The organism is Paenibacillus glycanilyticus, assembly GCF_023715145.1.
Taxonomy (GTDB): domain Bacteria; phylum Bacillota; class Bacilli; order Paenibacillales; family Paenibacillaceae; genus Pristimantibacillus; species Pristimantibacillus glycanilyticus_A.
On record NZ_JAMBNP010000002.1, the window covers coordinates 861,436 to 884,835 of the forward strand.

The 23,400-nt window shown below is 52.0% G+C and carries 23 protein-coding genes and 1 pseudogene; 18 read left to right on the forward strand and 6 right to left on the reverse strand.

Going from position 1 to position 23,400, the window contains the following annotated elements; all coding sequences use genetic code 11:
* The first annotated feature begins 38 nt into the window (after positions 1-38).
* Positions 39-914, forward strand: coding sequence for an AraC family transcriptional regulator (locus M3194_RS09350; RefSeq protein WP_251653136.1), 876 nt, complete (start codon positions 39-41; stop codon positions 912-914).
* A gap of 110 nt (positions 915-1,024) precedes the next feature.
* Positions 1,025-1,405: a VOC family protein gene (locus M3194_RS09355; protein ID WP_251653137.1), complete on the forward strand. Its 381-nt coding sequence runs from the start codon at positions 1,025-1,027 to the stop codon at positions 1,403-1,405.
* 102 nt (positions 1,406-1,507) lie between these two features.
* On the opposite strand, the gene M3194_RS09360 is transcribed toward M3194_RS09355, so the two are convergent.
* Entirely contained in the window at positions 1,508-3,439 is a 1,932-nt protein-coding gene (locus M3194_RS09360; RefSeq protein WP_251653138.1) for a glycosyl hydrolase family 18 protein, read from the reverse strand.
* Positions 3,440-3,629: 190 nt separating this feature from the next.
* Here M3194_RS09360 and M3194_RS09365 point away from each other — a divergent pair, with 190 nt between their 5' ends.
* The 9 genes and pseudogenes from M3194_RS09365 to M3194_RS09405 all read left to right on the forward strand — a co-directional run bounded on the left by M3194_RS09365 (position 3,630) and on the right by M3194_RS09405 (position 13,989).
* The gene (locus M3194_RS09365) at positions 3,630-4,340 is read left to right on the forward strand and encodes a methyltransferase domain-containing protein (protein WP_251653139.1); all 711 of its coding nucleotides are present in this window, start codon (positions 3,630-3,632) and stop codon (positions 4,338-4,340) included.
* Positions 4,279-5,514: an NAD(P)/FAD-dependent oxidoreductase gene (locus tag M3194_RS09370; RefSeq protein ID WP_251653140.1), complete on the forward strand. Its 1,236-nt coding sequence runs from the start codon at positions 4,279-4,281 to the stop codon at positions 5,512-5,514. Before M3194_RS09365 ends, M3194_RS09370 begins: the two co-directional genes overlap by 62 nt.
* Positions 5,487-5,963, forward strand: a complete 477-nt coding sequence (locus tag M3194_RS09375; protein ID WP_251653141.1) for an SRPBCC family protein — start codon at positions 5,487-5,489, stop codon at positions 5,961-5,963. The genes M3194_RS09370 and M3194_RS09375 overlap by 28 nt, the downstream gene beginning before the upstream one ends.
* A 1-nt stretch (position 5,964) precedes the next feature.
* Positions 5,965-7,197, forward strand: a complete 1,233-nt coding sequence (locus tag M3194_RS09380) for a beta-ketoacyl-[acyl-carrier-protein] synthase family protein (protein ID WP_251653142.1) — start codon at positions 5,965-5,967, stop codon at positions 7,195-7,197.
* A gap of 143 nt (positions 7,198-7,340) precedes the next feature.
* Positions 7,341-10,571 carry a fused isobutyryl-CoA mutase/GTPase IcmF gene (icmF, locus tag M3194_RS09385; protein WP_251653143.1) on the forward strand — a complete coding sequence of 1,077 codons (3,231 nt, stop codon included), beginning with the start codon at positions 7,341-7,343 and terminating at the stop codon, positions 10,569-10,571.
* Positions 10,572-10,916: 345 nt separating this feature from the next.
* Entirely contained in the window at positions 10,917-11,306 is a 390-nt protein-coding gene (locus tag M3194_RS09390; RefSeq protein ID WP_251653144.1) for a hypothetical protein, read from the forward strand.
* A 172-nt stretch (positions 11,307-11,478) separates the two neighbouring features.
* Positions 11,479-11,892, forward strand: a pseudogene (locus M3194_RS09395) (SDR family NAD(P)-dependent oxidoreductase); the annotation flags it as partial.
* A gap of 101 nt (positions 11,893-11,993) precedes the next feature.
* Complete coding sequence (locus M3194_RS09400; protein WP_251653146.1) at positions 11,994-12,902, forward strand: AraC family transcriptional regulator; 909 nt, start codon at positions 11,994-11,996, stop codon at positions 12,900-12,902.
* 91 nt (positions 12,903-12,993) lie between these two features.
* Positions 12,994-13,989 carry a phytanoyl-CoA dioxygenase family protein gene (locus M3194_RS09405; RefSeq protein WP_251653147.1) on the forward strand — a complete coding sequence of 332 codons (996 nt, stop codon included), beginning with the start codon at positions 12,994-12,996 and terminating at the stop codon, positions 13,987-13,989.
* Positions 13,990-14,088: 99 nt separating this feature from the next.
* On the opposite strand, the gene M3194_RS09410 is transcribed toward M3194_RS09405, so the two are convergent.
* Both M3194_RS09410 and M3194_RS09415 read right to left on the reverse strand, forming a co-directional pair.
* On the reverse strand, positions 14,089-14,373 hold the full coding sequence (locus M3194_RS09410) for a YxcD family protein (RefSeq protein WP_251653148.1): 285 nt from the start codon (positions 14,371-14,373) through the stop codon (positions 14,089-14,091).
* Entirely contained in the window at positions 14,374-14,802 is a 429-nt protein-coding gene (locus tag M3194_RS09415; protein ID WP_251653149.1) for a hypothetical protein, read from the reverse strand.
* 137 nt (positions 14,803-14,939) lie between these two features.
* Here M3194_RS09415 and M3194_RS09420 point away from each other — a divergent pair, with 137 nt between their 5' ends.
* Positions 14,940-15,473 carry a DUF309 domain-containing protein gene (locus M3194_RS09420; protein ID WP_251653150.1) on the forward strand — a complete coding sequence of 178 codons (534 nt, stop codon included), beginning with the start codon at positions 14,940-14,942 and terminating at the stop codon, positions 15,471-15,473.
* 29 nt (positions 15,474-15,502) lie between these two features.
* Here the strand turns inward: M3194_RS09420 and M3194_RS09425 are convergent, their stop codons facing one another.
* Together M3194_RS09425 and M3194_RS09430 are read right to left on the reverse strand one after the other, a co-directional pair.
* A complete protein-coding gene (locus M3194_RS09425) occupies positions 15,503-16,066 on the reverse strand; it encodes a beta-class carbonic anhydrase (RefSeq protein WP_251653151.1) in 564 nt (187 codons plus the stop codon).
* A gap of 67 nt (positions 16,067-16,133) precedes the next feature.
* Positions 16,134-16,454: an iron-sulfur cluster biosynthesis family protein gene (locus tag M3194_RS09430; RefSeq protein WP_251653152.1), complete on the reverse strand. Its 321-nt coding sequence runs from the start codon at positions 16,452-16,454 to the stop codon at positions 16,134-16,136.
* Between the two features lie 133 nt (positions 16,455-16,587).
* Between M3194_RS09430 and M3194_RS09435 the strand changes: the two genes are divergently transcribed.
* The 6 genes from M3194_RS09435 (at position 16,588) to M3194_RS09460 (ending at position 22,902) form a co-directional block, all read left to right on the forward strand.
* Positions 16,588-18,102 carry a carboxypeptidase M32 gene (locus M3194_RS09435; protein ID WP_251653153.1) on the forward strand — a complete coding sequence of 505 codons (1,515 nt, stop codon included), beginning with the start codon at positions 16,588-16,590 and terminating at the stop codon, positions 18,100-18,102.
* A gap of 388 nt (positions 18,103-18,490) precedes the next feature.
* Complete coding sequence (locus tag M3194_RS09440) at positions 18,491-19,501, forward strand: ABC transporter substrate-binding protein (RefSeq protein ID WP_251653154.1); 1,011 nt, start codon at positions 18,491-18,493, stop codon at positions 19,499-19,501.
* Positions 19,502-19,577: 76 nt separating this feature from the next.
* Positions 19,578-20,372: an ABC transporter ATP-binding protein gene (locus M3194_RS09445; RefSeq protein ID WP_251653155.1), complete on the forward strand. Its 795-nt coding sequence runs from the start codon at positions 19,578-19,580 to the stop codon at positions 20,370-20,372.
* Positions 20,373-20,433: 61 nt separating this feature from the next.
* Positions 20,434-21,231, forward strand: a complete 798-nt coding sequence (locus tag M3194_RS09450) for an ABC transporter permease (RefSeq protein ID WP_397334299.1) — start codon at positions 20,434-20,436, stop codon at positions 21,229-21,231.
* Between the two features lie 38 nt (positions 21,232-21,269).
* Positions 21,270-22,238 (forward strand): aromatic acid exporter family protein, encoded by a 969-nt coding sequence (locus tag M3194_RS31450; RefSeq protein WP_251653157.1) that lies wholly within the window; start codon positions 21,270-21,272, stop codon positions 22,236-22,238.
* 106 nt (positions 22,239-22,344) lie between these two features.
* Positions 22,345-22,902: an outer spore coat protein CotE gene (locus tag M3194_RS09460; protein WP_251653158.1), complete on the forward strand. Its 558-nt coding sequence runs from the start codon at positions 22,345-22,347 to the stop codon at positions 22,900-22,902.
* Between the two features lie 244 nt (positions 22,903-23,146).
* On the opposite strand, the gene M3194_RS09465 is transcribed toward M3194_RS09460, so the two are convergent.
* Entirely contained in the window at positions 23,147-23,395 is a 249-nt protein-coding gene (locus M3194_RS09465) for a hypothetical protein (protein ID WP_251653159.1), read from the reverse strand.
* Positions 23,396-23,400: the final 5 nt, after the last annotated feature.

The following is a 23,400-nucleotide window of genomic DNA, read 5'->3' on the forward strand; positions in this document are numbered from 1 at the left end:
GCTTTTGTTAATCTAGTGCTGAGGAAAGGAGGTAAGCGATGAATACGCTGGACAGCATGAATAAGGCCCTGAAGTATATCGAGGATCATCTGGCCGAGGAGATAGATCTCAAGGAAGCGGCTAAACGGGCGCACTGCTCGGAATATCATTTTTCACGGATGTTTTCTTTCCTGGCGGGAGTCACATTATCGGAGTATATCAGGCGCAGACGGTTAACGCTGGCGGCCTTTGACCTCATGAATTCATCCTCCCGGGTGATCGACGTTGCGGTCAAATATGGTTATTCCTCGGCGGATTCGTTCAATAAGGCATTCCAGGGTATTCACGGAATTACGCCGTCCGAGGCGAGGATGCAGGGGCAGCCTTTGAAATCTTTTCCTCGGATGTCCTTTCAATTATCGATAACAGGGGGAGACGAGATGAATTACCGGATTGAAGAGAAGGAAGCCTTCAGCGTTGTTGGCTTGATGAAGCGGGTGCCCATTGTATTTGAAGGAGTGAATCCCGAGATTGCCGCAATGTGGCAAAGTCTGAACGTAGAACGGATTAATAAGCTGAAGGCCTTGTCCAATGTAACCCCGAAGGGATTGTTAAGCGCATCGGTTAACTTCTCGGAAGGGCGCATGGAGGAAAAAGGGGAGCTTGATCATTATATCGGTGTTGCAACGACCGCGGCTTGTCCCGAGGAATTAAGCGAATTGAAGGTTGCGTCGGGAACCTGGGCTGTATTCGAAGCAGTAGGTCCGTTCCCGGCGACATTGCAAAACGTGTGGGGACGTATATATTCGGAATGGTTCCCTTCCTCGAATTATGAGGCGGCAGAAGGGCCTGAGATGTTGTGGAACGAACACAAGGACATTACGTCACCGACGTACCGAAGCGAGATCTGGATACCTGTTAAGCAAAAAGGATAGATCATGGAGAAAAGAAGGGGATCAATCCTCTTCTTTTTTCTTTACACGGGAACATATGTTTGCTAATCTGGTATTGGGTGTTATTTCCATATCTAGGGAGTGAACAAGCAATGAATAAGGCAAAGATCGAGAATTCACTTACTGTCTTGCTGGTATCGGATTTAGCTAAATCTCAAAGATATTATGAGGAAGCATTGGGCTGCGAGGTGAATGAGTACTGGGTCGTTCGGGATGATTTTGGCTTGGGATTTAAGCTTATTCAAGCGGAAAATAAACAGGATGTCAGGCCTAACAAGGGAGCTTGGAATACTTACGCTTACGTGCAAACCCAGCAGGATCTGGATGTGTTGTATGCGGAATTGCAGGCTAACGGGGCGGACATTGCCGCAGAGCCTGTTGTTACCGAACATGAATGGGGAGTATGGAAGGAGTTCTCGGTGCAGGATCCGGACGGTTATATCATCGGGTTTGGCTCCGGCAATAAGAAATAGCTGTAACAGGGAAGAACGGATGGGGCGAGAGGCTCCATCCGTTCTATGCTTATAGCAGCAATCCCCGGCTCTCGCAATCGGCGATAGCCGGGGATTGTGAGGTTAACCCTGCTTCAAACGAAGCATCATCGTCCAGAGATCGGAGGTCTCATAGCCGAGCCGCCAAGCGGCAACGCCGGCGAGGTCATATTTTTTCGCAAGGTTGATACGCGCTTGCACGGTGTTTGCATTCTCTGCCCAGAATACGTAGGTGAAGCCATCCTTCACGTATTTGTATTTGGTTTGGCCCGGAGTGGCCGGGTCAGAGACGCCAACGGCATTCGTATCAGCGATCAGTTGAGGAATCGCGCTCATCAGGACGGCACGGTTGCTGACGAGATTGCCCGATCCGTCTATTTTCCATTCCCGTACATAGAACGGGATACCGAGCATAAGCTTGCTGCGCGGTACGCCGTAAGCGAGGAATTGCTGAACGCCTTTTTCCACCCACGGCAGGCTGGCCACGGAGCCCGCGGTCGAGCTTCCGCTCCAATGCTCGTCATACGCCATAATGATGATGGTATCGACCGCTTTAGCAAGAGAGGCATGGTCGTAGGCGGTCAGATGATCCCAAGCCACATCGCCGCGAGGCAGGTCAATGGATACCTTCAACCCTTTGGCATGCGCTGCTTTCGAGAATGCCGTTACAAAGGCGGTATATTCATCCCGGTCTGTGCCGGCGATTTCTTCAAAGTCAATATTAACTCCGTATACGCCAAGAGCGGCAAGCTTGGCAACGAGACTTGAGATGAACAGCTGCTGCGCTTTCGAATCCGCAAGAAAAGCGGTTGTCATCTGCTTATCGAAGTCGTTGGACACAAGCGGCATCACTTGAATGCCTTGCGACTTCAGAGTGGTCACGATAGACGGATCTGACAGATCCGTTAATGCCCCGCTGCTGTCCTTAAGCTCGAACCAGGAAGGCGAATCAATGGATAAGCCTTGCGTGTTCGCTGTCTGGCTCAGTATCGTCTGGCTGTTGGACGAACCGTTCCACGCCAGATAGACAAGGCTCTTTGAATTGCTCCATAATTTACGGCCATCTGCGTTCATGACATAGCTGTTGGAGAATCCTTTTGCATAAGCGACGGCCGATGACCGGGTGAAGAAGGATTTCAGCTTGCTGTCTCCTTGATAGACCGACAGATAGGGAACGCTGGTCCACCAGGTTGCTCCGTCACGCTTGACCTCGGAATTGCCGAAATATTTGGCGTATTGCAAGGCCGGCTGCAGAGCAACAAAGGATTTAATCGTTTTCCCGCTTTGCTGCACGTCATAGGTCGGCACATTCGAGTGCACAACCAGGCCGGAAGCATTATTGACGACGGTGCTGCCCGGAACAGCCGCGGCTGCTTTTATGGCATCGTACAGAAAAGCATACGTTTTTGTCCCTTCAACCTGGACGTTATCTACCTTAATGGAGTAGATAGCGCTGCCGCTGCGTAATTTTTTCTCCGTTGCTTCCGTCATGTTGTCCCAAATCCAGCTGTTTGAGCCGAGTTCGATAATGTGGGAATTCGTCCAGCGCTTTGCTTCCTGCTTAGCTGCATCCAGGGTCGTAAAGCCCCAGCTTGCGTTCGTTTTGTCGCCTTGATAGAGCTGATAGTTCGGATAGGATTGATAAATCCAGCCCGGGCTTTCCAGGTCCCGGATATGTACGCCTTTCATCTTCTTGGCTGCGGCCAATGCCTCGTTGTACGTACGGTACTCCCATTTCATGCTGGAAGCTCCGCCTTGATAAATCTTGTACTTGGGAAAGTTGTCCCAAACCCACGCACGGCCCGTAATCGCTTCCACGTGACTGTACTCAAAACTTGACGCGTAAGCAATCGCCTGTTTATCGGTAGCAAATTCACGCAATGCACGATCGTTCTGATAGACGCGATACTTGGTCATTGTGCCGGAAACCGGGCTAGCTGCCATGCTGATCGCAGATGCACCAATCACTTGGGCAACGAACAGAAGCAGAATTGCCGCCGATAGTTTTTTGAACATGCTCCTCTATCACACTCCTCTCAAATTCTATTAATTAGACGCAATTGAGAGGGATAGGTTGCGATTATTTTCAGCTGGCTTTCAGGTGTAAATTATGGGAATAAATCATTGGGCCCGATTCAGATGGATAAAAGAGGTGGAAAAGAATAACAATAAGGGCATGCAGGAAAAAGCTGGATGAGGTGATGGGATGGCACAGCTGTTCGAGCGGCTGAATCTGAAGGAATGGCTGGACGGAGATGGCGTGGAGCCTTTGGAGCTTGAGAAGAGCCTGCGGGAAGTATGGGGCGTTAACCGGTATTTAGGCGGTAATCCGGCCTTGTTTGTTCATCTGCAGAGGATGATGCGAAAGCTTGCGCCAAGCGAGCCTATCCGAGTATTGGATGTAGCGACCGGTCTTGCGGATTTGCCGGTTGCTTTTATAGATTGGTGCAAAAAAAGAGGCAGGGACGTCTCGCTGGTGGCCGTGGACAACCATCCGCAAATCGTACAGCTGGCCGCCCGGCGGACGGATAAGTATCCTTCGATTGAGGTTATGCTTGCGGACGGCACGGCGCTGCCTTTCGAAGACCAAAGCTTTGATCTTGCCTTCTGCAATCTCGCGCTGCATCATCTGGACGAAGAGTCTGCGGTGAAGCTGCTGTCCGAAATGGCCCGAGTGACCCGTACGGGCTGGGTCGTAACCGATCTCGAGCGGCATCGGCTAGCTTATCTGTCGGCCAAGCTGCTGGCGAGGTTCGTATGGAAGAGCCCGGTAACCAGGCATGACGGACCGCTCTCGGTTCAGCGCTCCTTTACGCCGCAGGAAGCAAGGCAGCTGGTTGCGCGGGCGGGAGTAAATGCTGCCGTGCATAAGCATTTTCCATTCCGTCTTGCCGTGGTGGGTCATGAACGGGTATGACGTCATTGTGGTGGGAGCGGGACCGTCCGGAAGCGCTCTGGCCAAGCTGCTTGCCGCAAGCGGGGTGCGCGTATTGATGCTTGATGCAGAAGCATTCCCGCGGCGGAAGCCATGCGGGGAATCTCTAAATCCGGGCGCTGTAGCCGCACTTGGCAGAATTATGGGACATCCGCATGCGGAGGAAAGCTTTGATTTCCCGCATAGTCCCATAGAAGGCTGGAGAGTTATTAGCGGGCGAGCTTCTCTGGAAGCCGCTTATCCGGCAGGGCAATACGGAGTTGGCTGCCGAAGGGAAAGAGTCGATCAATGGCTGGTTGAACATGCGGTCAGAGCGGGTGCGGCATTTGAGCAGCGTACCCGCGTTGAACGTCTGATCTGGGAAGGGGAACGTGTAGCCGGCGTGATTGCACGCTCTCCGGAAGGCAGGCCGATATCCCTTCGTGCTTCAATCGTTGCAGGCAGCGACGGGCTGCGGTCGGTTGTCGCTAGACATGCCAAGGTGAACCGTTACGGCTCCCTTCGCAAAGCCGCATTCACGACGCGCTTAAACGGCGTGAGCGGGTTAACCGGAAGAGTCGAGCTGTTCACGCCCGGGGGCGGCAAGGTGATTGGCCTCGCTCCGATCGGCGGCGGACAGGCGAATATGACGGTTGCCCTAAGCCATGCTCATGAGGCGGCGCTGGCAGGCAAAGACCGCTCCGGTTATGTCCTTAGGGAAGCCAGAGCTGTCCCGGAGCTGATGGAACGGCTGCGGGAGGCTGAGATCGAAGGGGATATCATGGCATGTGGTCCGTTTGACCGGCCGGTATTGCCGCATGATATAGCAGGAATGGTGCTGCTTGGGGATGCCGCGGGTTATTACGATCCCTTAACCGGACAAGGGATTTACCGTGCGCTTCGAAGCGCGGAGCTTGCGGCACCTGCCATCGTAGAGACGCTTCGGACGCGAAGCCCGGATCCGATCCGGCGGTATGGAAGCGCTCGTCAGGAGGAGTTTGCAACGGGCACCAGACTGCAGCACATCATAGAACGGATAAGCAGGCAGCCGCTGCTCTGGCGGACCGCGCTCCGAATGATTGGCGCTTCTTCGCTGCTGACTAACAAGCTTGCCATAGTGATTGGAGATTGTCCGAAGGAGGCGAAAACATGTATACCCGTAATGAAATCACCATAAATTGCGATAAAAACACGGCTTTTCGGTATGCGCGGCAGGTCGAACAATGGCCGGCGCTGCTCCCGCATTACCGAGGCGTTCAATTCGAGCAGGGCAGCAGCGACCAAGGCGGGCTTGTCATGATGCGGGCGGTAAGACCGTTCAAGCCGTTCAAATGGCCGGTCTGGTGGGTTAGCGAAATGAGGGTGGACGATCAGCAATGTTCGGTTTATTACAAGCATGTCCGAGGCGTAACATCGGGGATGGAAGTCGAATGGCAGATCGAACCGCATGGACATGAGAGGCAAGTGAAGGTGATCATTATTCACCGGTGGCTGCAGCCGCCGTTTGGCAGAAGGCTTGCGTCGGACATGATTGGCGATTTATTCGTCCATGCCATCGCAGACCGGACATTGCAAGGGCTGAAAGAGCAGATCGAACTGCAGGATGTACAGAAAGAGGTGGGCTGAAATGGCAGAGATCAGAGCAGTAGTAACGGGAATTGGCTGCGTAACCCCCATTGGCATTGGGGTCGAAGCATTATGGGCTGGCGTGCAGCGCGGGGAAAGCGCCGTCAAACCGATAGACCGGTTTGTTCCGGAAGGACTTCGAAGCCGGATTGCCGCGCAAATTCCGCATTTTGACGCAACCGCATTCTTGGACAAGAAGCGAGCGCACCGGATGGACCGTTATTCCCAGCTGGCAGTAGCCGGAGGCATTATGGCTCTGCGCGATGCCGGACTGGACGCGGGAGATCTGGAGACGGAGCGGGCCGGCGTCTTTATGGGATCGGCTCTTGGCGGAATTGCCTTCGCCGAGGAGCAATGCGGTCAGTTCATGCAAGGCGGCTTCCGTTCCGTGTCTCCAACGCTTGGCTTCTCCGTATTTGGCGGAGCAGCCTCCTGCAATCTGGCGATGGAGTTTGGATTTACCGGACCCAATGAAACCAATTCGATGTCCTGCGGTTCCGGTGCGGTTGCTATTGGACGGGCCCTCCAAGCGATCCGGCGGGGTGAAGCCGATGTGGTTATGGCAGGGGGATCGGAAGCCCCATTAGCCCCGTTATCCTTCGGTGCGTTCGATATGCTGCGCGCGATGTCGACCCGGAATGAGGAGCCGTCAAGCGCCAGCAGGCCGTTCGACCGGAACCGTGACGGCTTTGTAATGGGAGAAGGCTCGGCCATACTTGTCATAGAAGCCGAGCATCATGCGCGTGCCCGCGGAGCCCGAATTTATGGCGAGCTGGCAGGGTTTGGACTAACGAATGACGCGCATCACATGAGCGTGCCTCTGCCATCCGGGGAACAAGCGGCACGGGCGCTGAAGCTGGCTCTCTCGAGCGCGGACATGTCACCCGACGATGTGGCATACGTGAATGCGCACGGATCTTCAACGCTGCTTAATGATGTGACCGAATCCAAAGTGATTCGAAGCGTATTTGGCAGCCGTCCGGTTGCGGTCAGCGGTACGAAAGGGCTGTATGGGCATCCCCTCGGGGCGTCCGGCGCCATCGAAGCCGCCATTACGCTCTTATCCCTGAATAACGGATGGCTGCCGCCTACAACGAATTTGAACGAACCGGATCCTGCGGCGGAGATTGATCTGGTCTCCCGGCAAGCAAGAGAGGTTAAGGCAGAAGCAGCCGTTTCGAATTCATATGGCTTTGGCGGAGTTAATGCCGTGTTGGCATTCCGCAAGGCTTAACGAGAAAAGGTCATCTCCCCATGAACGGGAGATGACCTTTTCTCGTTAAGCAACTCGTCATCACTTGCCCGGAAACGAATACTGTAATAATAGGAAAGATGGAGTCGAAGCGGTAAATTCTGATTGGAAAGGCGGGGACCAGCATGGAGATATCCGTTTATCGCCCGCAGAACCATGTAAGATTTATTACGGCAGCCGCTTTATTTGACGGGCATGATGCATCAATCAACATTATGAGGCGGATTCTTCAAGCATCGGGAGTCGAGGTTATTCATCTTGGCCATAACCGGTCGGTACAAGAAGTAACAAGCGCAGCCATACAAGAGGATGTGCAGGGAATTGCGATCAGCTCCTACCAAGGCGGGCATATCGAATATTTAACGTATATGTTCGATGTGCTGAAGCAGGCTGGCGCGGGACATATCAAAATTTTTGCTGGAGGGGGCGGCGTTATCATCCCTTCCGAGATTAATGCTTTGCATCGTTACGGCATTGCCAAAGTCTTTTCCCCCGAGGATGGGCGCAAGATGGGATTGCAGGGAATGATCAATCACATGATCGAATCCTGTGATTATCCGACTCCAAGACAGGCTGAGCTGGACTTGAAGCTTCTGAAGCAGCGCAATTGGGGAGCCGTCGCAAGGCTGATCTCGGCGGCGGAGGATTTGGCAGACGATGCCTGCATTGATGATTGCAGCGAAACTGCCCTTGTGCAGCTTAGGGAACAAATACCCGGCGTTCCGGTCCTTGGCATTACGGGAACGGGAGGCGCTGGCAAAAGCTCGCTGACTGACGAGCTGGTGCGCAGGTATCTGGATTTTTTTCCGAATCGTACGATCGCGGTTATTTCGGTTGATCCGACCAAGATGAAGTCCGGCGGCGCATTGCTTGGCGACCGTATTCGAATGAACGCCATACATGATCCAAAAGCGTATATGCGAAGTATGGCGACTAGAAAGTCAAAGTCAGAGATTAGCGATGCGACAAGCGATGCTATCGCGGTTGTGAAGCACGCGGGGTATGACTTTGTGATCGTCGAGACAAGCGGAATCGGTCAAGGAGATGCTGCCATCGTTGAGCTGTGCGATATTGCCATGTACGTGATGACAAGCGAATACGGCGCAGCCAGCCAGCTGGAGAAAATAGATATGATCGATTACGCAGACATCATCGTCATTAACAAGTTTGAGCGGCAGGGATCAGAGGATGCCCTAAGAGACGTCCGCAAGCAATATAGAAGAAGCAGGCGGCAGGATAGCGTATCCAATGAGCAGGTTCCCGTGTTCGGAACGATGGCCAGCCAGTTTAATGATCCTGGCGTGACGATGCTTTTCCAGCATGTAATGAGGTCGGTCGAAGAGAAGATTGGCGGGAGCTGGCCGGTAAGGCGGGAAGAGTCCGGCTCTAGAGCGACGACGAGGAACATGATTATTCCGCAGGAGAGAACCGGGTATCTCCGGGAGATCGTTCAGACGGTACGGCAATATAAAAAGTTTATTGAGGATCAGGTTGCGGTCGTTCGCACGATTACCCAGCTCAAAGGGACCAGGCAGCTGATTTATGCGAATCAGGGGCGGCTGCTGTCGAGAGAGGAAACGACCCATTTCGCGGATAAGCTGGATGCCATGGCGGAGGAATGGGAAGCTCAGCTGCATCCGAGCTGCCGGAAGCAGCTGGCGGATTGGCCGGCGACCCGCCAGTCGTATCGGCCCATCGTCTTGGAATCGCTTTCGGGCAGCGCGGTGCCAAGAGTCAGTCTTCCTAAATTCCATGAGACGGGCGAATTGCTCCGCTGGCTGCTGAAGGAGAATTTACCGGGATACTTCCCTTATACGGCAGGGGTATTTGCGTTCAAGCGTACCGACGAGGACCCCAAACGTCAATTTGCAGGGGAAGGCACGCCGGAACGGACGAACCGCAGGTTTCACTATCTGTGCCGGAACGATGAAGCGAAGCGGCTGTCCACCGCCTTCGACAGCGTTACCTTGTATGGGCAGGATCCAAGCGACAGGCCGGATATTTACGGGAGAATCGGAAACAGCGGCGTGAATGTCTGTACCGTTGAGGACATGAAGAAGCTGTACGAGGGATTTGATCTCTGCCATCCCTCCGTCAGCGTATCGATGACGATTAACGGGCCGGCGCCTATTCTCCTTGCCATGTTCATGAATACGGCTATTGAGCAGCAGGTAGACAAATTCAAAGCCGAATACGGCCGGCAGCCAGAGCCAGCCGAGTGTCAGAAGATCAAGGCAGCGACGCTCCGATCCGTTCGGGGTACGGTGCAGGCAGATATTCTGAAGGAGGATCAAGGCCAGAATACGTGTATTTTCAGTACGGAATTTTCGCTCAAAATGATGGGCGATATCCAGCAATATTTTATTGATCACGGAGTACGTCATTATTACTCGGTCAGCATAAGCGGCTATCATATTGCCGAGGCAGGAGCTAATCCGGTTACACAGCTTGCCTTCACGCTCGCGAACGGCTTTACTTATGTCGAATATTACTTGGCCAGGGGCATGCATATTGATGATTTCGCGCCTAATCTATCCTTCTTTTTCAGCAATGGCCTTGATCCCGAATACAGCGTGATGGGACGTGTGGCGCGCCGGATCTGGTCAACCGTCATGAAATACAAATACGGGGCTAACGAGCGGAGCCAGAGGTTGAAATACCATATTCAAACATCGGGACGCTCCCTGCATGCGCAGGAGATGGATTTTAACGATATCCGCACAACGCTGCAGGCGTTAATGGCGACATATGATAACTGCAACTCCCTGCACACGAATGCTTATGACGAGGCGGTGACGACGCCTACGGAAAATTCCGTGCGCCGGGCGATGGCGATTCAGCTAATTATTAACCGGGAATTTGGGCTTGCGAAGAACGAGAATCCGCTTCAGGGCTCTTTTATCGTGGAGGAGCTTACGGACTTGATGGAGGAGGCCGTCCTGCAGGAATTCCAGCGTATTCATGAACGCGGCGGCGTGCTTGGCGCCATGGAAACGCAGTATCAGCGAGGTAAAATCCAGGAGGAATCGTTATTTTATGAACAAAAAAAGCATGCGGGCGAGCTCCCGATTATCGGAGTAAATACATTCCTGAATCCCAAGCCTGAGGAAATCCATTCGGACACGGAGCTGGCCAGATCTACGGAAGAAGAGAAGCAGGCGCAAATAAGGCAGCTGCAGGCGTTCCAGATAAAGCATCAGCAGGAATGCGCGGGAGCACTGGAGGAGCTGAAGCTGGCAGCCGTATCCGAAGGCAATCTGTTTGAAGCATTAATGGAGGTTGTAAAAAGCGCGTCAATCGGGCAAATCACGAATACGTTATTCGAGATCGGCGGGCAGTATAGAAGGAATATGTAGTTAGGTAATAGAAAATAAAGGAAATACGTCAAATTGCCGAAGCGGGATATAACGCAGGAAGCGATTGACCGGGCATGGGCGAATGACAGGAAGCAGCGGGAAGAGAAAAGCGAGTGAAAATATGCAAATTTATTTGACATTAAAAGCTGTACGGGGAGTTATTCTTTCTGTACAGCTTTTTTGAGCCGAGAATACCATTGATCCGAAAAAAGCTTGAAGATAGAGCTTGGCACAGGCTTATCACTCTGAGCTTGGCGGTTCCGGCGATCCGAGCCGGCAGAAGAAGCGGTTAAAAATGGAGGGATTAACTTCACGGGAAAAGTGTTAATCATTGGCGGAACGGGAATGATCAGCGAAGCGATCACCACGCGGCTGCTCGCACAGGAAATGTCCGAAGTGGTTCATCTGAATCGGGGCAGCAAGCCTTCGCCGGATGGCGTCCGCCGCATTCACGCGGACCGCGGTCTTCTGCAGGCCATGCTGCCAAAGCGGGTGGAATGGTGCGCCGAGAATTTCAGGAATGTGACGATCTTCGATAATACGGCAGCCCGCAAGGAGGTGGGCTACCGGTACACGATCCGCTGGGAAGACGGCAGCCGGGCTGTTATTCGCGAGCTGGATCAACGGGGGCTGATCGCAAGAAGCGGGGAGCTTCCCTTTTACGACCGGTTGCTGGAACGCTGGGAAGAGCATGCGAGCAGTCTCGTTCAAGAGATTCGTCCTTATGATCAATAAGGAAATGCCTAACCATTTTTTATCCAAAGTCAGACATAACTCCTGCGCATCTGATGGAAGCTCTCGAGGTACGACAACATCTCTGCTTAGCAGGAATGCGTGCCTGCTCCGGAATTGAAAAGGTTAGCGGCAAGTAATAAAATAACGGAAACGATTACAAGTAGGACAACCCTTCAACGAGATCTACTGTGCCAGCAAATTCGCCGTTGAAGGTTTGATGGAGAGCCTCGCTACCTACTACAAGCCGCAATTTAATATCGATATTACATTACTTGAACCGGGGGCGATCGCAACGAACTTCGTTCCAAGCGCAATAAGCCATATCCAGAACACCGGAGGCTTTCTAGACGATGAGTATAAGCCGATTTTGCAGGCTTATCTGGACACCTTCGCCAAGCGCAACTCCGTTCCACAGACCGCCGAATCTGTCGCTGACGTGATGATGGAGCTTGTGAACATGGAAGCGAAGCCCCTCCGCTTGCGCATATCGGAGAGTGCAGACAAGTTCACAGCCTTCAAAACGTCGGATGACCCAACAGGTTTGAAAGGGATACAGAATACGCGCAGCCTGCAACTGGGACTCTAAGATCCTCGGATGTGAAGGGAAGGCGCTGGTGATCGGAGAACGATTCCGCCTCGCATAGGGACTGCCGGAAACGGACCGTTTCAGAATGGAGGGCAAAAAAAATGACAGCTTTGCCAGATATGCGCTCGCTTCAAATTCATTGCATCGGAGATCTATGGGTGCAGTCGGGCTACACGCTTGGTCCGCGAACGATCTCCGATTTCGAACTCGTCTTTTTTCCTGAGGGTACGGGTACCGTTTATACGGCTCGCGGCAAGCCATCTGCTCTAGCGGAGCCGTGCATTCTAGTTACAAGGCCCGGGGAAGAGCATAGCTACCGCTTTGATTCGGAGAGTAACGTTCGTCATATGTTCATTCATTTCGAATCCATGTCCTTAAGGAACCGGGAGGTAGGATACGAAAGCTTGTTCGAAGGCGATTCCGTCTATCCGGCTGATCAGTTCCCGCTTGTTCCCGGCTTACTGAAAAAAATGCTGTGGATCGCAAACCGTCAGCCGCCTCATTGGCAAAGAAAATTGCTGGCGTTCATGCAAACCATATTGGAGGAGCTGGCTTCACCGGATGCTTATGCCCTTCAAGCGGCGGAGCTGCTTCCGATTCCGGTACAGCAAGCGATTGAATTCATGTCCCGGGATCTGTCCAAGGCGATCAGCATAGACGATATCGCCAGCCGCTCGGGCTGGTCGCACGGGCATTTCACGCGAATGTTCACCGACTGCACCGGAATGTCGCCGAAGCGGTTTCTGCTGGAGCTCAGGCTGCGGAGAGCGGAGGAATGGATGTTAAGAGGCAAAGGAACGATCAAACAAATCTCTTTCCAGGTCGGCTTTTCGGATGAGCATCATTTCTCAAAAATGTACAAGAAAATTCGCGGCATCACGCCATCTGAATATATCAAGCGTTCTAATGCCCCATTATTTCGTCATACGGCTGAACCTCTTGCGATGGGTACCTCTGTTCATTATCCGGCAAACCGGTTAGTCATCGTTCAAGAAACGTACATCAAATAAATACATCATTTATACGGGTTGCCCCATGGAGGAGATGGCAGACCTTCTTTTAAAATAAAAGTGCAGCGATATGATAAAGGAGGCACTTTTAATGGGGAAATTCTACTTTCCGAAATCAAAGCACCGGGACGATCGATATTTGGTAAGCGTGGAGCAGTATAAGCAATACCATAAGGAAGGATATCTTATTGTACGGGGTTTGCTAGATTCGGAGCAGGTTGCGGAGCTGTACGAGCTGGCGGAAGAATCGAGGATGAGCAGGCTTGATCCAAGCAAGAAAGCCGACGAGAATAACCGCGATCCGTTAAAAGAAGAATTCGCCGCCGCGACGAGAATTCATATGTTATCCCGCGTAAATGCAGCCGCTGAGCGCGGAATGCTGAATCCCCGCCTTCTTGACGTGACGGAGGCTCTTATTGGCCCCGATGTCTATGCCTTGCAATCCATGATGTTCTTGAATCCTCCCGGCAAAGGCGGCCAGGGCTGGCATCAGGATTCCTGCTACATCCGGACGCATCCGGATACGCTGCTTGGCGCTTGGATTGCTCTGGAGGAGGTCGATGAAGAGAACGGCTGCCTCTGGGTCGTGCCGGGTTCGAATCATGAACCGGTGTATCCTCCCGACGGAATGGGCGGAGGCAATATTCATGCGCTGGACGCGTTCGCCGATCTGCACGGCGTTCAAAACGTCAGTCACTTGGACGATGAAGTGAATACGCTTTCCAAGGTGGTTGCAAACTATCCGCCGCCTATTCCCGTGAAAATGAGCGCGGGGGACGTCCTGTTCTTCGACTCCCATTTGTTCCATCGCTCGTATCCCAACCGCACGACGGACAGGTATCGCCGTTCGTACGTCTGTCATTACTGCAACGCGCGTTCCTGGGTACCGTGGGACCATGACGGTTTTGAGGGGGACTCGGGCAACTATCGCCAGATTTTGGCCAGAGGGAGCACGTCGCAGCCATATGCCGAGCCTGCCTTCGGAACGGAAGTGTATTTGACGAGCGAGGAAGAGGCAGGCGAAAGCGTCGCGATGATGGGAATGGATAACGGCATGATGATGCCTATGGGCATGAAGAAGGAATAAATGAGTAACGGCGCTGCAAGAGTGAGTATAGTCTGCTTGCTGCATATATCAAAAAGCCTCCAATCCCATGGATTGAAGGCTTCTTTTTTTCTAACTAACCTACTCTGCGATATCCGCCCACATTTCCTCTTCGTCCACATCCAGCTTGATGTTGGTACGGAAAACGCGGAGGTTGTACTGACGGTACATATATTGCTCAATCGCCTCGAGCAGATTTGCTTCGATAATATATTGGCTCCGACCTTTAACCCATACCTCTGCGGTGAAGCCGTACTCTTCATCCCAAGCCAGCTGCACCTCCACGTCCGAAGGTTGCACGCCTCTTCGATCTGCCATATGCAGACAAACGGCATTAATAATTTCGTCCGTGTAGATTCTTGTCATTTAGTAAGGTCTCCGTGTATCGGGATTATTTTTCTTCTTGAACATGCGGAACAGGGAAATCACGATTCTAACAAGTACAAAGATCGCAATCAGGTTGATGAGTAGACCGAAGAACTGACCCATCCCGCCCATGTTGCCAAGCAGACCGCCGAACAGCATGCCTGCGAGACCGCCGATGAGCATACCTTTCATAAAGCCGCCGCCGCTGAAAAAGCCCTTGTTAGTTGTAGCTGCGCCTGTTTTGGTAGTTGCTGCACCGGTTTTGGTTCCGGTTGTTGACTCCTGAACGTTTGCTTGCTTCTTAGGCGTTTGCGTAAAGCTTTGCTTAGGCGATTTAAAACCCCCGCCGCGTTTTGCCGCATCTGCTGAACCAAGACCAAAAGTCAGGAACAATGCAAATGCCATGATGACCATTAACCCTTTTTTCATTGTGTACGTCTCCTCCTGCTTCGATGTGTAGCGCTTTCGTTGCTATGATACACATTTACGGCTAATATAAACGGAGGTTTCAAAATATTTTTGTACACAATGTTCCAAATCATATATATGCAGAGGAGAGATGCCATATGACGTATCCATCCGCTTATATTTCTTATCTGGTCGAGTTCAACGGAACGAGGGATTTCTTCGAATGCCATGAGCTGCTCGAGGAATATTGGAAGGAGCATCCGGGTGATCCGAGAGCCGCCATATGGGTAGGACTCATTCAATTGGCGGTTGGTCAATATCATGAGCGACGGTCCAACTTGAAAGGCGCGGTCAAGATGTATGAGAAAGCGCTTGATAAGCTGGATTCGCGGTCGCTTGAGGAATTAGGACTGGATGGTTCTAGCGCTTTGGCCGAACTCAATGCCAGATATCAGTCATTACAGGATGGAAAAGAACTTCCTTATCGGGATTTGACGCTTATCGTAACGGATCCTGAGCTTGAGAAGCGGTGCATTCATTTATGCAACGCACTAAATGCAAAGTGGGGAAGTTCCAGCCCCATGGAGCTGGAATCCCTGATTCACCGTCATAAATTGCGCGACCGCAGTGATGTGCTGGCGGAGCGGGCAGCAGCCATTGAAGAGAAAAAAAAGAACCGGACCGTGGAATAGCCACCGATTCGGTTCCTTTGTTATGTTCTTTATTTTTGATAGCCGTCAACAATCAGGTCAAGCGCGCCTGTGTCCGGATGAATGGCAAGGCCGTGTACAGGAGTGTTCGGCGGCAGAAGCGGGTGATTGCGCACGATGCTGACGCTCTTCTCAACGCTGTCGCGCAGGTTGTCAAAGCCGGTCAGCCAACGGTTCAAGTCGACGCCGGAATGGCGGAGCGTATTGATCGTTTGCTCGGAAATGCCGCGTTCCAGCATGTGGCCGACAACAGTCTCCGGATCGATTCCCGTCATGCCGCATCCATGGTGGGCGATAATAAATACTTCGTCCGCTTTCAGCTCGTACAGAGCAACAAGAACGCTGCGCATGATGTTGCCGAAAGGCTGCGTAATAATCGCGCCGGCGTTTTTAATGATTTTCGCGTCGCCATTTTTCAAATTGAGTGCTTTAGGAAGAAGTTCAACAAGACGGGTGTCCATGCAAGTGACAACAACGATCTTGCGGTTAGGGAACTTGTCCGTTAGAAACTGCTCGTATTCTTTGTTTTCAACGAAGGCTTTGTTGTGATTAAGAATTTTTTCAAGGTTGTTCATTCGAAAATCCTCCTAAAAATGAATTGCCGCAAAAAAAAAGTAAATCATGAGCCGGATACCGAAAAAATTAGCTCTTCAAAAAACGCAGGTCGAGCGTATAGATTTGGCTGTCGCTCTTGAGACTGTACGCATTGCTTTGGGCATTATAATCAATGCGCAGCTCAGGCTCGAAAAAGACTTCATGGCGAGGCTCATACCAAAAAGGCAGAGGATTGCCTTGCGCAAGCCGGTCATCCGGACCGTCTTGCCCGATAAGCTGAAGAGTCGGAATGCCGCTGACCACACAGCCGCAGCCTTCGGTGTCATACAGCAGCTTGAGCTGTTTGGTACCGTCCTCCAAATAAGGGGTCAGAGCCTCAACAGCCGCAGGAGTAAACGAAATATTCATCGTAGGTTCCTCTCTTTCTCTTTACTCTACTAATGATAAAAAGGTTAAAGTTGATTATACGTTTTGTAATCGGTAAGATCAAGTTAAGCTCTGTAGAAACGAGCAAATTGGAATAGGGAAGGTGGATGGAACAATGACGGTACATAACGAAACCACAACAGCAAAGTTCATGGAGACGATCCGTAAAATTAAAAGCTACGAGGAAGCGCTTGGCGTCCTGTATTGGGATCTTCGGACCGGCGCGCCGCGCAAAGGGATGGACACCCGTTCTGAAGTCATCGGCGCCTTGTCCGGCGACATGTTCAAGCTGTCAACGTCGCGGGAGCTTGGCGAATATTTGAACGAGCTGGAGCAGCCTGCCGCTCAGGAGAAGCTCTCCGACATAGAGCGCAAGCTCGTCAGCGAAACTCGCAAGGACTATGATCGAAGCGTCAAAATTCCACCAAAGCTCTATCAGGAATACGTTGTGCTCGCTTCACAAGCAGAATCCAAGTGGGAGGAAGCCAAAGCGAATAACGACTATGCCAGCTTCCAGCCGCTGCTCGAGAAGGTTATTGATTACACGCAGCAATTTATTGATCTGTGGGGACCAAAGGCAACCCGCTATGATACCTTGCTTGACCAGTATGAACCAGGCATGACAACTGCCGAGCTGGACCGCGTGTTTGGCGGACTTCGAGAGCAGCTGGTACCGCTCGCTTCCGCGATTGCGGCATCCCCGCATCAGCCGGATACTTCTTTCCTGGGGCAAAAATATGACAAGCAGGCGCAGAAAGCGTTCAGCTTGTTTATTTTGAACCAGATGGGCTATAACTTCGAGGCTGGACGCCTGGATGAGAGTGTTCATCCATTCGCAACGGGGCTTAACCCCGGCGATGTCCGCATCACAACCCGCTACTTGGAGGATGATGTGACAAGCGCTTTGTTCGGCACGATTCATGAAGGCGGACATGCCTTGTATGAACAAAATATTATGTCTGAACTGATCGGCACTACGCTATGCACCGGCACATCGATGGGCATCCACGAATCGCAATCCCGCTTCTGGGAAAATGTGATCGGCCGCAGCAAGCCGTTCTGGGAGCAGTACTTCGGCAAGCTGCAAGAAAAATTCCCTGGTCAGCTGGATGTATCCGCAGAACAATTCTACCGCGGCATTAATGTCGTTCAGCCTTCCCTGATCCGGATTGAGGCGGATGAACTGACTTACAACCTGCACATTATTATTCGTTATGAGATCGAGAAGATGATCTTTAATGAAGGAGCTAAAGCAGCGGATCTGCCGGCCATCTGGAATGACAAGTACAAGGAATACCTGGGCATCGTTCCTCCTTCCAATGCTGAAGGCGTGCTGCAGGATGTTCACTGGTCCGGCGGAGCGTTTGGCTACTTCCCGTCGTATTCGCTCGGCAATATGTACGCGGCTCAAATCGCTGACACGATGGAGCGGGAGCTGGACGGGTTCTGGAATCTGGTTGGACGGGGCGAGCTTCTTCCGATCAAGGAATGGCTGACAGAGCGGATCTATAAATACGGCAAGCTGAAGTCTCCGGCGGAGTTAATCCAAAGCGTAACCGGCAAGCCGCTGGATCCCCAGCATCTGGTCCACTATTTAGAGCGGAAGTATAAAGATATTTATAAGCTGTAAGTTGTAAGAGTGTGGCGCCGCAGGAGATTGTTCCTGCGGCGCTTTTTCTATGCCGCAGCATGGAAATTAACTGCTAATCGCGCACGGCATGCCCTCTAATCACCTCGAACCAAGCTGTAACAGGGGAATTGCCTGCTATTAATGCACGACAAGCCATCCAAGTACCTCGGAGTAAGTTGTAACACGGAAAATACCTGCTAATCGCGCATGTGATGACCTCTAATCACCTCGAACCAAGCCAGCTGCAGCAAGGAAAATACCTGTTCATAAACATTTGGCTTTAACAGGACATTTGGCGGCATGATTATAGTTCGGAATTCACCCTATGCTAGGCTCCTGCATAGGCTATTGTACTTACTTTACTTAAGTATTAACGGGAGGTTTACAAATGAAGAGAAAGCTATGGCTGTCGCTGCTCCTCATTGTGGCGCTGACGACAACGGCCGCGCTCGCCGGCTGCGGCAAGGGAGGCTCGGAGAAAACAAGGCTGACCATCGGCGAAGTAACGCGGTCAGTTTTCTATGCTCCGCAATATGTGGCTCTGGAGAAGGGCTTCTTCGCCGATGAAGGGCTTGACGTCACACTGACTACTACGGCAGGCGGAGACAAAACGATGACCGCACTGCTGTCCAACACGATTGACGTGGCGCTTGTCGGTTCGGAGACGTCGATCTATGTGTACCAGCAAGGCTCGGATGATCCGGTCATCAACTTTGCTCAAGTCACGCAAACCGACGGCACGTTCCTGGTTGCGCGCAATGATGAGAACTTTGATTGGAACAACCTGAAAGGCTCGACTTTCCTTGGTCAAAGGAAAGGCGGCATGCCGCAGATGGCAGGCGAATTCACGCTGAAGAAGCATGACATTAACCCGCAGGCGGACCTGGAGCTGATTCAGAACGTTGATTTTGCCAATATCGCACCGGCCTTTGCGTCCGGTACAGGCGACTATGTTCAATTGTTTGAACCTACGGCATCCGTGTTCGAGAAACAAGGCACCGGCAAGGTTGTAGCATCGTTTGGCGTAGAGAGCGGGCATTTGCCTTATACCGTCTTTATGGCGAAGCAAAGCTATATCAAGAAAAATACAGCTGTCGTCCAATCGTTTACCGATGCCATTCACCGCGCTCAAATCTGGGTACAGGAAAATGACGCTGCCGCAATTGCCGATGTTGTTGCACCTTACTTCGAAAACGTGGATAAAGACATTCTCATCAGCTCCATTGACCGTTATAAGCAGCAAGGCTCTTATGCAACCGATCCGGTTATTGACGAAGGGGAATGGAATAACCTGCTTGACGTGATGACCTCGGCAGGCGAGCTCCAAGAACGTACGGAGCACAGCGCTATCGTCGATAACAGCTTTGCAGAAAAAGCAATTGATGACGTAAAAAAATAAGCTATTCCTTACCGAGCAAGAATTAATACAAACGAGCCTTGTAATATGGGCCGTTTGTTTTCAGGAGGGATTTTCGATGGCTGGCGAAGATAATCGGCTGGAGCTAAAGGACGTCTCCCATGTCTACGTGAACGAGAAGGGTGCATCCTTGGCCGTCGAGAAGTTGAATTTGACGGTTCGGCGCGGTGAGTTCGTCAGCCTCGTCGGTCCGAGCGGCTGCGGCAAAACAACGATTCTTAGCATGCTCGCTGGTTTAATGCCTCCAACCGGAGGACAGGTGCTCCTTGCGGGAGCGCCTGTTCTTGGTCCTTCCAGGCTGGTCGGCTATATGCTGCAGCAGGATTTCCTGTTTCCGTGGCGGACGATCCGGGATAACGCGGCAATCGGGCTGGAGATCAATGGCGGGAAGAATGCTGCCGCGTTGAAGGAAGTTGACCGCCTGCTGACGGAGCTGGGCCTGCCGGGTTCGGGCAGCAAGTATCCGCATGAGCTTTCCGGCGGCATGCGGCAGCGCGTGGCATTGGCGCGCATGCTGGCTACCAATCCGGAAGTCATGCTGCTGGATGAACCTTTTTCCGCGCTGGATCTTCACATCAAGCTTCAGCTTGAGGACTTGGTTGATGAAACGCTGAAGCGCCTTGGCAAAACAGCCGTTCTTGTGACGCATGACCTGGCTGAAGCAGCAGCTATGAGCGACCGTGTCATTGTGCTTGCCGCTAATCCGGGCAGAATTGTGAAGGAGCTGGTCATACCGGATGAGATCCGGAAGGCAACTCCCATGGAGGCGCGCAAGCTGCCGGGCTTCCAGGATGTATTCGATCAGCTGTGGGCAGAGCTTAACCGGGCAGAAGGGGGAGGCGGGCATGCCTAAGAATGAACATTCCTATAAGAAGGCTTTATTATCCGGCTTGCAGGAAGACCGCGAGAGCGGAATGAAGGAGCTTCATGCGCAATACAAGCAGAAGGCCAGACGGATTACGGCAGCGGTCGGGACAACGCAGTTCACGATATTATTGCTGTTCCTCGCTCTTTGGGAAGCGGCAGGCAGACAGAAATGGATTGATCCGCTGCTGTTCAGTTATCCGACGAAAATTGTCAATCAGCTGTGGAATTCGATGGCGGACGGCTCGATCTGGCCCCATATCGGAATGACCGTGTCCGAGACGATTATCGGTTTTATCCTCGGTACCTTGGTCGGAACAGGTCTTGCGGCGTTATTATGGTGGTTTCCTTTTTTGTCGAGGGTGCTGGATCCTTATCTGGTTGTGCTCAACAGCATGCCGAAGGTGGCGCTTGGTCCGCTCTTTATCGTGAGTCTCGGACCGGGCTTTAATTCGATTGTGGCGGTAACCTTGTCCATAACGGTTATTATCACAACGATTAATATATACAACCGGTTCATTGAGATCGAGGCCGGTTATATCAAGGTTGTCCGGCTGTTTGGCGCGAGCAGGGCGCAGCTGTTCCGGCTTGTTATTTTGCCCGCATCGTTTCCGGTCATTATTTCCGCGCTGAAGGTCAATGTGGGCCTTGCCTGGATCGGAGTAATTGTCGGCGAATTCCTGGTCGCGAAGCTTGGACTCGGCTACTTGATGATATACGGGTTCCAGGTGTTCAATTTCACCCTTGTCTTGTCAACATTGATCGTCATTGCCGTCGTCGCAACGATTATGTATCAGCTTGTGGCAATATTGGAACGCAAGTTGACGTCAGGCTGGCGGGAGCGTTAGGATAATCGTATGAAACTATCCGAACGTGAGGGAAATAAGTGGGCATTCGCATTATCAAAACAGCATTAGCAGCCATTATCGCCATTTATTCGGCCGCATATTTAAATTTGGAACCACCTCTTGGTGCGGGTATACTTGCTATTCTCGGTGTAGAAGTCAGCCGGATGAAAGGGCTGAAGAGCGCTGTCCAGCGTTTCGTTGCTTCTTCGCTGGGACTTTTTTTTGCCTCATTGGTATTTACAATCTTTGGCTTTCATATTTGGGTAGTGGCGTTATTTATCCTGATGACTTTCCCGGTGCTCGCAAGATTTCAATTAAAGGACGGAATCGTAACAAGCGCGGTTATCGTGTTCCAGCTGTTTAATCATGGCGAAGTCACGGTTGACGTCTTGGAAAATGAAGTGCTTCTCATGATTTGCGGCTTTGGCTGGGCGACGATCATCAACTTCATCTACATGCCGAAGGATCAGCATCTGCTTGAGTCGACCAAAGCCTCCGTGGAACGGTTATTCGGGGTGATTTTTACCGAGATGGCCTTAACCCTGCGGAACCCGTCCCATATCTGGAACGGAAGCGAGCTGCTGGAGGTTCATAGCATTATAGACGAAGGCGCGCGGCGGGCGGTATTGAATAAAGAAAACCGTTTATTCGGCCAGGAGCATTATTGGTCCACTTACTTCGAGATGCGGCGTCTTCAGCTTGAGTCGGTGCAGGCTATGCTGGAGGAGCTTGCGCTCGTCTACGAGAAGCTGCCTCAGAACGAACCGCTTGCGGAGATCCTGGAGCTGTTGACCGAAGAAGTGAAGTCCGATGTATACCGCGGCATTACGGAGCATCGCTTGTCCGATCTGAAAGAGATGTACCGGTCGATGGAGCTTCCGCGTACGCGGGATGAATTCGAGGTTCGTGCCGCCATTCTCAAGATGAGGATGGAGCTCGAAAGATATTTGGCCATTGCCAAACGATTAAAGAAAAGAAATGTCATGTTAGACAAAGCGGAGCCATAAAATAAACAGGGAAAAAATTCGTGGCGGCGCGGGAAAGATTCAGTCACCCTAGACGAATGACCTGCATACACTTTAAATGAATGATTGTATGGAGGAGGTTAAATCGATGACATTTGCAGATAAACAGCTTCAAGGTAGAGAGATTATAACGAAAGCTGTCTGCGGGAAAGGTCGTAAGTTTTCCACTGTCTCTCATACCGTAACACCGCCTCATCACCCGACCAGCATATTGGGTGCGTGGGTTATCAACCACCAATATGAAGCGGTTCGATCGGGCGACGGAATTGAGGTAATTGGTACTTACGATCTCAACATTTGGTATTCGTATAGCAAAAACTCGCAAACCGACGTAGCAAAAGAAACCGTACATTATGTTGAGCATGTGCCTCTTGCGTACCTGGATCCGAAGCATCGGTCTTCTACGGAAGAAGTTTCTGCCGATTGCATTCAAGAGCCAAATTGCATTGAAGCTAACATCTCATCAAGCGGTTCAGGCGTTGTCGTTCGCGTTGAGCGCGAGTTTTCGGTTGAAATGATCGCCGAGACAAAAGTATGGGTAGCCTGCTTCCCGGGCGGCTACGATGACGGCAAAGAACTTGAGTTCGGTCTCGGCGACGGTGACTACGAGGATCTGGATCCCGACTTACTGGACGACGATCTGTAAGCCGGAAGCACTTATCCGCTTCTGTACTGTAAGATATGCCGCTAAGGCGGCAAATTCGAGGGCGAAAGCCCTCTTTTTGTTTAATTCCTAACATTTGGGCATTTGCCTCGCGAGAGAGGGACGGCAGATAAAATGTAGAAGAAGGTGGCGGTATGGCTGGCAATCGGCTGGACCGGCCGGAGAAGCAGATAGAAGCAGAACTGACCGATCAGGAAATGCGGGCCAGGTGGCAACGCGCTGGTCTTTATCGCGAGATGCAGGAGGATGAGCGGTTATATCGCGTTAGCGCAGCAGATCTTGCGTTTGCGGAGCTGAAGCGGATTAACCGGAACGGACGGCCGTTAAGCGGTGCTGAACCGATTGCAGCTTCAGCAGGAGGCGTTGCGCCAGATTGGCCGCTTGATCCCGTGCTCCGCCGGGTAATTCGCAGGGCAATCGCCGGGCTGTATGCGGTTGGCATCGATATAGGCGATGCGGATGTTGCTCTTGGCACCGACG

Bases quoted from the DNA above. Each gene is read 5' to 3' on its own strand.
- M3194_RS09460 (WP_251653158.1), top strand. From the start codon at position 22,345: ATGACATTTGCAGATAAACAGCTTCAAGGTAGAGAGATTATAACGAAA.
- M3194_RS09445 (WP_251653155.1), top strand. From the start codon at position 19,578: ATGGCTGGCGAAGATAATCGGCTGGAGCTAAAGGACGTCTCCCATGTC.
- M3194_RS09405 (WP_251653147.1), top strand. From the start codon at position 12,994: ATGGGGAAATTCTACTTTCCGAAATCAAAGCACCGGGACGATCGATAT.
- M3194_RS09365 (WP_251653139.1), top strand. From the start codon at position 3,630: ATGGCACAGCTGTTCGAGCGGCTGAATCTGAAGGAATGGCTGGACGGA.
- M3194_RS09410 (WP_251653148.1), bottom strand. From the start codon at position 14,373: ATGACAAGAATCTACACGGACGAAATTATTAATGCCGTTTGTCTGCAT.
- M3194_RS09350 (WP_251653136.1), top strand. From the start codon at position 39: ATGAATACGCTGGACAGCATGAATAAGGCCCTGAAGTATATCGAGGAT.
- icmF (WP_251653143.1), top strand. From the start codon at position 7,341: ATGGAGATATCCGTTTATCGCCCGCAGAACCATGTAAGATTTATTACG.
- M3194_RS09355 (WP_251653137.1), top strand. From the start codon at position 1,025: ATGAATAAGGCAAAGATCGAGAATTCACTTACTGTCTTGCTGGTATCG.
- M3194_RS09370 (WP_251653140.1), top strand. From the start codon at position 4,279: ATGCTGCCGTGCATAAGCATTTTCCATTCCGTCTTGCCGTGGTGGGTC.
- M3194_RS09390 (WP_251653144.1), top strand. From the start codon at position 10,917: ATGATCAGCGAAGCGATCACCACGCGGCTGCTCGCACAGGAAATGTCC.
- M3194_RS09375 (WP_251653141.1), top strand. From the start codon at position 5,487: ATGTATACCCGTAATGAAATCACCATAAATTGCGATAAAAACACGGCT.
- M3194_RS09400 (WP_251653146.1), top strand. From the start codon at position 11,994: ATGACAGCTTTGCCAGATATGCGCTCGCTTCAAATTCATTGCATCGGA.
- M3194_RS09435 (WP_251653153.1), top strand. From the start codon at position 16,588: ATGACGGTACATAACGAAACCACAACAGCAAAGTTCATGGAGACGATC.
- M3194_RS09440 (WP_251653154.1), top strand. From the start codon at position 18,491: ATGAAGAGAAAGCTATGGCTGTCGCTGCTCCTCATTGTGGCGCTGACG.
- M3194_RS09415 (WP_251653149.1), bottom strand. From the start codon at position 14,802: ATGAAAAAAGGGTTAATGGTCATCATGGCATTTGCATTGTTCCTGACT.
- M3194_RS09450 (WP_397334299.1), top strand. From the start codon at position 20,434: ATGAAGGAGCTTCATGCGCAATACAAGCAGAAGGCCAGACGGATTACG.
- M3194_RS09360 (WP_251653138.1), bottom strand. From the start codon at position 3,439: ATGTTCAAAAAACTATCGGCGGCAATTCTGCTTCTGTTCGTTGCCCAA.
- M3194_RS09430 (WP_251653152.1), bottom strand. From the start codon at position 16,454: ATGAATATTTCGTTTACTCCTGCGGCTGTTGAGGCTCTGACCCCTTAT.
- M3194_RS09380 (WP_251653142.1), top strand. From the start codon at position 5,965: ATGGCAGAGATCAGAGCAGTAGTAACGGGAATTGGCTGCGTAACCCCC.
- M3194_RS09425 (WP_251653151.1), bottom strand. From the start codon at position 16,066: ATGAACAACCTTGAAAAAATTCTTAATCACAACAAAGCCTTCGTTGAA.
- M3194_RS09420 (WP_251653150.1), top strand. From the start codon at position 14,940: ATGACGTATCCATCCGCTTATATTTCTTATCTGGTCGAGTTCAACGGA.